Genomic DNA, 8,808 nt, shown 5'->3' on the forward strand with positions numbered 1-8,808 from the left:
TTGACCTCCTAAAATTTAGTTGTACCTAAATTTATTATAATCTCACAATATTATATAAATATATCTAAAAAAAGTAGTTTATAAAGTAGATAGTGACTTAAAAGTTACCTGAAAAATAGATTTTGAGTGAAGATTAATTGAATAATCTTCAAGGTTTTAACCAACTTATACCAATCTTTGTCTGGTAGTTGGTTTTTTATTTTGCCAGCTGTATCTTCTTAATTTTTTGGATTTACCGAATCCACAAGAAGCACAGACTTTTTTACGTATGTGATAAGTGTTTCTACCACATCTTCTGCATCTGATATGGGTCTTTTTATTCTTTTTACCCATTGATGGAGTTCCCTTTGACATTGATACACCTCCCTAACTTCTCGCTGAATATAGTTTAGAAATAATAATTATGGTGAAATATAAACAATATTGTCTCCTCTTATGAGTACAACACCGAGTTTTCTGGTTATTTCTCCGTCTTGTAACTCTTCTGCATTATTAAGAACTAAGTTCATGTGTAAATCAAAGCTCTTAAGTATACCTCTAAATTCACGATCTCCTTTGAGTTTTATTAAAACCGGAGAGTCAACAGATTTTCCTAATGCGTCAAGTGGTCTTTGAACATTTTGTCCGCTCATTATATCACCTTATATTATCATAAATTTTAGTTTTAAATTAATATAATCAAGTTAAGATAAGACAAAACCTAATTAAAACTAATACTATTAATTATAACTAACCTACTATATAAAGGTTACTTTATTTTGGGCTAAAATAATGAAAAAATAAGTCCGATACTAAATAATTAGTTTAATAGTATTTAAATTATTCATCAAATGCTCTCTGACATTGCTTATATTGAAACACCAACATAACTAATACCACTCAACCATCACCAGGTAATTCCATGAAAATCAATGAGGAGAAATACATAAACCTAATCATGTACATACTGTTCAAATGCCACAACAAGCCTAATTTAGGTAAAACTGTCCTTTGTACCGTGATGTATTTTATTGATTTTAACTATTACGAGCGCTACGGCAAATTCCTAACAAAAGAAACATACATCAAATCAAAAAGAGGAATCAAACCAAAACATTTTAAAAAAATTACAGAAAATTTAATAGCTAAAAAACAGTTATTTTTGCGAAAAGAACCCTATTATAACAGAATCCTTCACAGATATTATCTGACAGTCATTCCCACACTGAAATTTACATCCAAAGAGCTCATTGTAATCAACTCATGCATCAGAAAATTAAGTGACAATAACGCAAGCACAATAACCAAGTATGCCTACCGTGATGAACCTTTAACTAAAACCAAACTGGGCGATGAGATAAACTATGAAGATGTTTTTTTAAGATAACAATAGTTTTATTAATTTTGAAAACAAAATACTATTCATTAATATATTATGGGGTAAACATGGCGATTAAAGTTAAAAAAAGAAATTTTTTGAAAAAAAAGAAAATTAAAGAAATAAAATCACAATTGGGCGAATATGAAGACTTGCTTCAGGGAAAAAAGAATGTTGAAATACTTGAAGCCGAACCGAATTCATTCATTCTGGTGGATGGTGAACCATACATCATAATAATCGACGACAAACCATTCCCGACACTGAAAGCTGCACTTGCCAATGAAATTGACGGCAAGAAAGTAACCGTAGACATGGGCGCCATAAGATTCGTAAGCAACGGTGCAGACATAATGAGTCCTGGAATTGTAGATGCATCCGAAGGTGTTGAACCTGGAGATATTGTATTGATTATCGATGAAACTCATGGAAAACCACTGGCTATTGGAGTAAGCCTAATAAGCGGTGAAGAGATGGTTGCAAACGATTCCGGAAAAGCGGTTGCAACAAAACACTACGTCGGTGACGACATCTGGAACTTTGAAATTTAAGGTGGTAAAATGGCCGAGTTAAGATACAGAGCGGGAAATATTAAAAATCCCCAAGTCCACAAAATAGGAATAATAGCGCTTGGATCACACCTTGAAAACCATGGCCCTGCACTTCCAATCGATACCGATGCCAAAATAGGAGCCCACATCGCATTTCAGTCATCCCTTTTAACCGGAGCTAAATTTTTGGGAATAATATTTCCAGCTTATGAACTGGACACAATCGACCATGGAGTTCATGTTTCCCTTGAAGTCCTAAAAGAAAACGTTATCAGCACACTTAACTCCGCAAAGAAATTCCTGGATATTGAAAAGGTCGTTATTGTAAACGCTCATGGAGGAAACATACCTCTGGTGGCCGAACTGTGGGACATTGAAGATAAGACCGGAATTTCAATAATATTCAACAACAAGGTAATATCCTCAGAAGGACCTCATGGAGGAAGCGGAGAACTGTCCATGGCAAAAGTTCTGGGAATTATTAACGAGAATGAGATTGATAAACAGGCAAATGTCAATGAATATGAGGAAGTAGGCCTTCACGGATTCACACAGGCAAGAAAAGACGATCCAAACATCGAAGAAGGAGCAATAGACGTTGAAGAAAACGGCGTTTATGTGGATGAGGAATACGGACACAGATTATTCAATCTGGCCATAAACTCAGTATTGCTCGATGTTGAAAAACTATTAGATTTTTAAACAGAAAAAACTCCGGTGATTCATTAATGAAATTAAAATTTAAGCTTTTCAGTTTAATAATAATTTTTTGCATTGTAATCAGTTTTGCCATTGTTTTAACGTCAGCTAACGAAGTTAAAGTCAATAATAACACCAATTCATTGAACGATTTTTATAATGATATGGAAAAGTGCAACGGTACCTTTAATATGACAAAAGATTATGAATATATGGAAAATGACTCACCACTAATTTTTACTGGAGACAATTATGTAATTAATGGTAACGGACATAAGATAGATGGCTCTAATGAAATTATGGGCTTAACATTTACTAACAACCTCACCCCCGGCAAAATTGTTATCAATAATATGACTCTGTCAAATTTTTCAGGCGCATGCGTAGGTAGTGACTTTTATGAAGTCGAATTGAACAATGTTGTTTTCATTGATAATGAAGGTAATCAGGACGGAAGTGTAACCATTAGTCTGTCCGACAACATCACTTTAACAAATTGTACTTTCAAATCAAATGACAATTCTTCTGATATATCCGTAACCGACTCAAACATGACCGTTAACAATTCAACATTTTTAGAAAACAACAACACAGCCATCATTTATAACAGAGGCTCTTTAGAAATTGAAAACTGTAATTTTGAAAACTTCAGTTCCCAATACGGAGGAATTATTAATTACAAAGGGCATTTTTTGTCAATTGAAAATTCCAATTTCTTAAATTCCAATGCATCACTAACAGGAGGAGCAATAATTGGAAAATATTTCCCCAAAACCATTGGTGATGTTTCAGTTCCATCCGATGCCATGCTGATTGAAAACTGCACATTCTCTAACATTTCATCATCCAGCAATGGAGGGAGTATTTATATGGATTTGGATTCCTGATCTGAAAACATTCCTGAAACATTAAATATTGTTGATAGTGATTTCATTAATTGTTCATCCAAATTTGGCGGGGCAATAGTGAATTTGGGAGGCACATTAAATCTTAAAAATTCAAACTTTATAAACAACTCTGCAGATTCCACTGGAGGCGCATTATATACCTCATGGTCCAATTTAACAATAAACAATTCCACTTTATCAGATAATGCTGCAAAATCAAATGCCGGCACAATCTATTTTGATAAATGAACATTAAATATAATAAATTCAGATTTAACCAACAATATTGTAACCTCACCAAATTCCACAAAAAACATCATCTATACAAATGATGCCGACAACCATTTCACAGATTCAACATTTAACGATGATGGCGTAGTTTACACAAACTTCGACAGTGGCAGGGAAATAAAAAATCTAAATTCAACCGACATCCTGTCATTGAATCATAAGGATTATACAGTTTCAGTTGAAAATAAAGGATTAAAACTGAATATAAAAGACACTACACAACCTTCAGATGAATTGCCTTCAAAATACGATTCCCGTGATTCCGGCTGGGTGAGTCCGGTTGAAGACCAGGGCGACAATATGGCCTGTTGGGCTTTTGCCACTGCAGGCACATTGGAATCTTCCCTTCTTAAATCCACAGGCGTTTTATATAACATATCCGAAAACAGTATTCAAGACATTCAGTTAAGATACAATACCCTCGGAGATATACGAAATAATGCTACAGGTTTTGCATATAGTGGTTTGGGATATGCATTAAGTTGGAATGGAATTGTAACTTCTCAAGATGACTCATATGATGAAAAGGGGAATGATTTCTGAGGTTCCTAAAACAGACAATAGGATTCATCTTCAGGATGCAGAGATAATTTTCGGCGGACAAAATAATACTCAAAATTCTATTAAACAGGCAATAATGAGATATGGTGCAGTATCTGTCCAGTTATGCCCAACAAACAACCTATATCATTATACCGACGAAGTTACACAACCTAAACATTTCGTTAGTGTCGTTGGATGGGATGACAGTATTCCTGCTGAAAAATTCCAAACCGATGAAAACAAAACACCTTCAAAACCGGGAGGATGGATTTTCAAGAATTCCGAAGGATTAGAAATTGGAGCTAATGGATACAACTACATATCCTACTATGACAAATCCCTTTTAGCTGATGATTATTATGCAATCGTGCCCCAATCTGCGGCAGTTGCCTACATTTTTGAAAATGACATTGACTATCATGTAAACTACCAGACCGATTTGGCGGGTTTGGTTGGTTTTGACGGCAATTATACCTATTATTCAAACGAGTTTACATCCAAATATGACGAGGAAATCGGAGCTGTCGGAACATACTTCAATGAGTCCGGAATTGATTATTCATTTGATGTTTATCTAAACAATCAGAAAGTCCACACACAAAATGGAACAAGTGAATTTGCCGGATTCAGGACAATTGTTTTAGATAAATATGTTCCAGTAAAAACAGGTGATAACTTTACAGTAGTGTTTAAAAATAACGCAGTTCCTTATCAGGCATTTTCAAGGCAGCATTATGTGCCGGGAATGTCACTAGTAAGTAAAGACAATAACACCTGGATGGATATGGCTAAAATAGATAAAACAGTTTGTCTTAAGGTTTATACCGTTGAAAAATAAAAAAAAAGAAAAAGTGATGATTTAATTCTCACTTTTAGGTTCTGCAGAGTTAGAATCAGATGGATTTCTATCATTAGAACTAGAGTCAGTAGTAGTTTCAACATTAGAACTACTAGAATCCGAACTAGAACTACTTTGTTGAGAATTATCAGTTGTAGTTTCTACATTTGAACTTGAACTGTCATAACTTGATTGTGACTGACTTTGAGAATCATCATATCCGTAAGTAGCCGGAGAACTATCTGAATCTGTAATCGCTGATAGATTATCTAAAATTCCCCCACTGCTTTCATTAGGTAAAATTGATATTGGTCCGGTCATAGCTCCAAAAACGCTGGCCAGACAGAAAGCAACGCAAGCTACTATAAATATTACTAAAATTGTAGCTGATCTACTTGACAATATAAACACCTTCTAAAATTTACTAACAATAATATATTTGATTAGATATATAAAGATATTGATAGCATGAAAACAATTAAGGAACCTATCCAATGCGAAATAAATGTTAAGAAATCACAGTTCATCTGTTCTTTATTTCCAACTAAAACAAAAGCTGAATCCAAAGAGATTATCCAAAAAATCAACAAGCAATATGCGGATGCAACCCATAACTGTACAGCGTATATTGTAAGTGACGGAGAAGGTTTTGACGATGACGGCGAGCCTGGAGGAACTGCCGGAAAACCTATGATTAACGTTTTGCGAAAAAACGAACTTCACAATGTGACTGCAATTGTTACAAGATATTTCGGTGGGATAAAGCTTGGTGCAGGAGGACTTGTCAGGGCATATTCAAAATCTGTTATGGAAGCTGTAGGTGAAGCAGAAATACTTGAAATTGAAGAATATGACGTTTATCAGATTACTTTTGAATACTCAGACATTAAAACAGCCAACAGTGAAGTTAGAAACAATAATCTTGAAGTTATAGACAAGCAATATGCAGATAAGGTCAGCTATGATATTGTATCAAAGGATGACAGAGATATTTTAAAGATATTTGAAAAATACTCCGGAAAAATAGAAACTAGTTTTAAAAATAAGCAATTTTTAGAAAAAATATAAAAAAGAAGAACTTATTGTTCTTCAAAGTTTGCTGCAGGCACGCCGCAGACAGGACAAACGTAATCTTCAGGCAATTCGTCTTCTTCTAAAACAAATCCGCATACTTTACAAACGTAAGCCATTGTTACACCTATTCTACTTTTTCAAACATGTCAGCAGTAGCGCCGCACATTGGACATTTGTAGTCTTCAGGTAATTCATCAAATTCTTCGGTTGTGTATCCGCAAAGTTTACATTTAAATTTTGCCATATTAACAATCTCCTTTAAATTGTATAGTTTTTAATAATATTTTATTAGATAGTAATATATATAATTATTTAAATTTTTTCAAACATGGCCTTAGCCATTCTGCATTTTGGACATTTAAATGAAGATGGCAAATCCTCAAATTTGGTTCCTTCAGGAATATTTAAACCTTCTTCATAGTTGTCTTCATCCAAAGTGTATCCGCAAATTTTACATTTATAAATAGCCATTTTAAAATCTCCTTTAATTATAATTAGACCGTTGAAATATATAATGTTTTAGTATTTACGAATGAAAATCAGAATCTATTCGGAACTTTTAAATGATCAGGAAGCGGTTTGATACGTGCAGGAGTTCCAATAGCTAAATAAAATGGCGGGACAGAATGAATTACGATAGCACCTGCTGCAACAATTGACCCTTCTCCAATTTCAACATTAGAGAGAAATGTTGTATTACCTCCGATGGAAGCTCCACGTCTGACTTTAGGTCCCTGAAGTTCGTAATTAATTCTTACAGGATATTTGTCATTAGTAAAACATGCACACGGTCCGATAAATACATTGTCTTCAATTACTGAATTGGTTGGAATATATACGTTGGACTGGATGCTTACATCATTTCCAATGATTACGTCCCCTTCAATGACAGTATTGGTTCCTATCAATACGTCATCTCCGATATTGGTGTTTTCACGAATAACCACATTGTGGCCTGTTCTGAAATTATCTCCGATTACAACATCATTGTAGATTATTGAATTGGATCTTATTGTATGGTTTTTACCTATAACAGGCGGTTTTGAGTTTGGAGAATATTCAACACCGAATTGGATATTCTGGCCAGATGGAAACTTCAATTCAGGTTTTGACAAGTCAGGTTTTACGGATTCTCTTTCAATTACAGGTCTTTCATAGATAACTTCCTCTATTTCCTCTCTTTGTTGAGGTATCTGGAAATTGTCCCTTCTTGGATAGGCAGGTTTTTCAGGATAGGAAGGCCTTGGAGGCTGAGCATACATTCTGTCATCACGAGGCATTTGAACCACATGTGGCTGCCTTTCTTCATGAGAATAATAATGATGATTATCCTTGAGTTGCTCCACAGGTTTTTCTCTATTTTTCATTTGCCTATCATCAAGAGTTTGTGAAAATCTGACCATATTATCAAACCTTTATTTAATTAAATTAACTTTATTAATGATTTAATGTATGTTTCTAATTAGTATATATATTAGATGGTTGAATTTGATGTTTTTGTAACAAAATTGATGAGGGAATGTGAAAATCAGTATTTTAAAAAAAAATAGTTATTGCAAAGCATTGCAAATTTCATCCGCAAGTTCAATGGCTCTTTTAGCATCATCTCTAGAAACAACATCAACAATATTGTAATCTGCAATTACTCTTAAATCAATGAATTCAGAATATCTTTTATGAACATCATATCTTTTAAAGAATTTCAAAGCTATAAGAATAGCTGCATGATACCCAATGTCTCCTTTAGAATAATCCTTGACATCATTATAGGGACCATTATCAATAATCCAATCACTCGTATGCAGATATGTTGAAAGATATGCTCTATTTACAATTGATCTGTAAATACATTGCAAATCATAATTTTCATTTGAAAAATCATGCAAAAAAAGATATTTAGCAAATGCCTGCAAATGTTTCGGAACAAATGCATGAGTCATAATCAAAACCTCAATATCTACCACTTACAACAATATCACATAATTCCAATTCAGAATCATAACCTCTAGATTCAATGAATTCATCAGAATCCTCAATAATACAATCCCAAACTTCAAATATCTTTTTAATAGACCAATCTTTTGGAGCCCTTATGTAAAAAGAATCTGTAGAATTATTATTTCGGGGATTTCGTTCTCTAAAAAGGACTTCGCCTAAACCATACTTGGCACTTAAAGTAATAAGATACTTTTCAAGTTGGGAATAAGCAACATTGTTTTTTACAACTTCACTTTCAGACGAAAGCATTACAGTACCGTTACAACCCCTATAAATCATAACAACACCTCTTTTTGAGAAATATAGTTCGTATAAACTCCGAGTACATATAATGTTATATCAAGCAAAATATATAAAATTAATGTTTAAAAGCTCCAAATTTATAAATAAAGATAAAATTTAGGTTTAATAATAAAATTACAATGTTAAATCAATATTTTAAAGTGAAAGCAATTTTATGAAGTGAGAACAATAGTAATCTAAAATACTTGGAAAAAATATTTTGTAAATTTAAGACCTAATAAGCAATTAGAAAAAATAAATCTGTATTTTTAAATTTGAGTTTAGAAT

Annotated in this window: 17 protein-coding genes; 8 read left to right on the forward strand and 9 right to left on the reverse strand. The window is 33.4% G+C overall.

Features of this window, described 5'->3' with window-relative positions; translation table 11 throughout:
- Nucleotides 1-165: 165 nt before the first annotated feature.
- Nucleotides 166-354, reverse strand: coding sequence for a 50S ribosomal protein L37e (locus tag IJL02_RS09040; RefSeq protein ID WP_067042784.1), 189 nt, complete (start codon nucleotides 352-354; stop codon nucleotides 166-168).
- Nucleotides 355-401: 47 nt separating this feature from the next.
- The gene (locus IJL02_RS09045; protein WP_292815293.1) at nucleotides 402-632 is read right to left on the reverse strand and encodes an LSm family protein; all 231 of its coding nucleotides are present in this window, start codon (nucleotides 630-632) and stop codon (nucleotides 402-404) included.
- A gap of 269 nt (nucleotides 633-901) precedes the next feature.
- On the opposite strand from IJL02_RS09045, the gene IJL02_RS09050 reads away from it, so the two are divergent.
- The 7 genes from IJL02_RS09050 (at nucleotide 902) to IJL02_RS09080 (ending at nucleotide 5,166) form a co-directional block, all read left to right on the forward strand.
- On the forward strand, nucleotides 902-1,366 hold the full coding sequence (locus tag IJL02_RS09050) for a type II toxin-antitoxin system antitoxin SocA domain-containing protein (protein ID WP_292815296.1): 465 nt from the start codon (nucleotides 902-904) through the stop codon (nucleotides 1,364-1,366).
- Between the two features lie 59 nt (nucleotides 1,367-1,425).
- Nucleotides 1,426-1,908, forward strand: a complete 483-nt coding sequence (locus tag IJL02_RS09055) for an RNA-binding protein (protein ID WP_292815297.1) — start codon at nucleotides 1,426-1,428, stop codon at nucleotides 1,906-1,908.
- 9 nt (nucleotides 1,909-1,917) lie between these two features.
- Nucleotides 1,918-2,610, forward strand: coding sequence for a 2-amino-5-formylamino-6-ribosylaminopyrimidin-4(3H)-one 5'-monophosphate deformylase (arfB, locus tag IJL02_RS09060; RefSeq protein WP_292815300.1), 693 nt, complete (start codon nucleotides 1,918-1,920; stop codon nucleotides 2,608-2,610).
- A gap of 26 nt (nucleotides 2,611-2,636) precedes the next feature.
- Nucleotides 2,637-3,494 (forward strand): hypothetical protein, encoded by an 858-nt coding sequence (locus IJL02_RS09065; protein ID WP_292815305.1) that lies wholly within the window; start codon nucleotides 2,637-2,639, stop codon nucleotides 3,492-3,494.
- Between the two features lie 78 nt (nucleotides 3,495-3,572).
- Nucleotides 3,573-3,743 (forward strand): hypothetical protein, encoded by a 171-nt coding sequence (locus tag IJL02_RS12515; protein ID WP_366513291.1) that lies wholly within the window; start codon nucleotides 3,573-3,575, stop codon nucleotides 3,741-3,743.
- Nucleotides 3,744-3,935: 192 nt separating this feature from the next.
- Nucleotides 3,936-4,328 (forward strand): C1 family peptidase, encoded by a 393-nt coding sequence (locus IJL02_RS09075; protein WP_292815312.1) that lies wholly within the window; start codon nucleotides 3,936-3,938, stop codon nucleotides 4,326-4,328.
- Nucleotides 4,303-5,166, forward strand: coding sequence for a lectin like domain-containing protein (locus IJL02_RS09080; RefSeq protein WP_292815317.1), 864 nt, complete (start codon nucleotides 4,303-4,305; stop codon nucleotides 5,164-5,166). The genes IJL02_RS09075 and IJL02_RS09080 overlap by 26 nt, the downstream gene beginning before the upstream one ends.
- 21 nt (nucleotides 5,167-5,187) lie before the next feature.
- Here the strand turns inward: IJL02_RS09080 and IJL02_RS09085 are convergent, their stop codons facing one another.
- Nucleotides 5,188-5,568, reverse strand: a complete 381-nt coding sequence (locus IJL02_RS09085; RefSeq protein WP_292815321.1) for a hypothetical protein — start codon at nucleotides 5,566-5,568, stop codon at nucleotides 5,188-5,190.
- Nucleotides 5,569-5,634: 66 nt separating this feature from the next.
- Between IJL02_RS09085 and IJL02_RS09090 the strand changes: the two genes are divergently transcribed.
- On the forward strand, nucleotides 5,635-6,234 hold the full coding sequence (locus IJL02_RS09090) for a YigZ family protein (protein WP_292815325.1): 600 nt from the start codon (nucleotides 5,635-5,637) through the stop codon (nucleotides 6,232-6,234).
- An 11-nt stretch (nucleotides 6,235-6,245) separates the two neighbouring features.
- On the opposite strand, the gene IJL02_RS09095 is transcribed toward IJL02_RS09090, so the two are convergent.
- The 6 genes from IJL02_RS09095 to IJL02_RS09120 form a co-directional block, all read right to left on the reverse strand.
- A complete protein-coding gene (locus IJL02_RS09095) occupies nucleotides 6,246-6,356 on the reverse strand; it encodes a rubredoxin-like domain-containing protein (protein ID WP_287412285.1) in 111 nt (36 codons plus the stop codon).
- A gap of 8 nt (nucleotides 6,357-6,364) precedes the next feature.
- The gene (locus IJL02_RS09100) at nucleotides 6,365-6,484 is read right to left on the reverse strand and encodes a rubredoxin-like domain-containing protein (RefSeq protein ID WP_287412284.1); all 120 of its coding nucleotides are present in this window, start codon (nucleotides 6,482-6,484) and stop codon (nucleotides 6,365-6,367) included.
- Nucleotides 6,485-6,552: 68 nt separating this feature from the next.
- Nucleotides 6,553-6,711, reverse strand: a complete 159-nt coding sequence (locus tag IJL02_RS09105; RefSeq protein ID WP_292815328.1) for a rubredoxin — start codon at nucleotides 6,709-6,711, stop codon at nucleotides 6,553-6,555.
- A gap of 68 nt (nucleotides 6,712-6,779) precedes the next feature.
- Nucleotides 6,780-7,355 (reverse strand): acyltransferase, encoded by a 576-nt coding sequence (locus IJL02_RS09110; RefSeq protein WP_394355679.1) that lies wholly within the window; start codon nucleotides 7,353-7,355, stop codon nucleotides 6,780-6,782.
- Nucleotides 7,356-7,790: 435 nt separating this feature from the next.
- Nucleotides 7,791-8,180, reverse strand: coding sequence for a hypothetical protein (locus IJL02_RS09115; protein WP_292815332.1), 390 nt, complete (start codon nucleotides 8,178-8,180; stop codon nucleotides 7,791-7,793).
- A 10-nt stretch (nucleotides 8,181-8,190) separates the two neighbouring features.
- The gene (locus IJL02_RS09120) at nucleotides 8,191-8,517 is read right to left on the reverse strand and encodes a hypothetical protein (RefSeq protein ID WP_292815335.1); all 327 of its coding nucleotides are present in this window, start codon (nucleotides 8,515-8,517) and stop codon (nucleotides 8,191-8,193) included.
- Nucleotides 8,518-8,808: the final 291 nt, after the last annotated feature.

It is taken from the genome of Methanobrevibacter sp., from assembly GCF_017427765.1.
Taxonomy (GTDB): Archaea; Methanobacteriota; Methanobacteria; order Methanobacteriales; family Methanobacteriaceae; genus Methanocatella.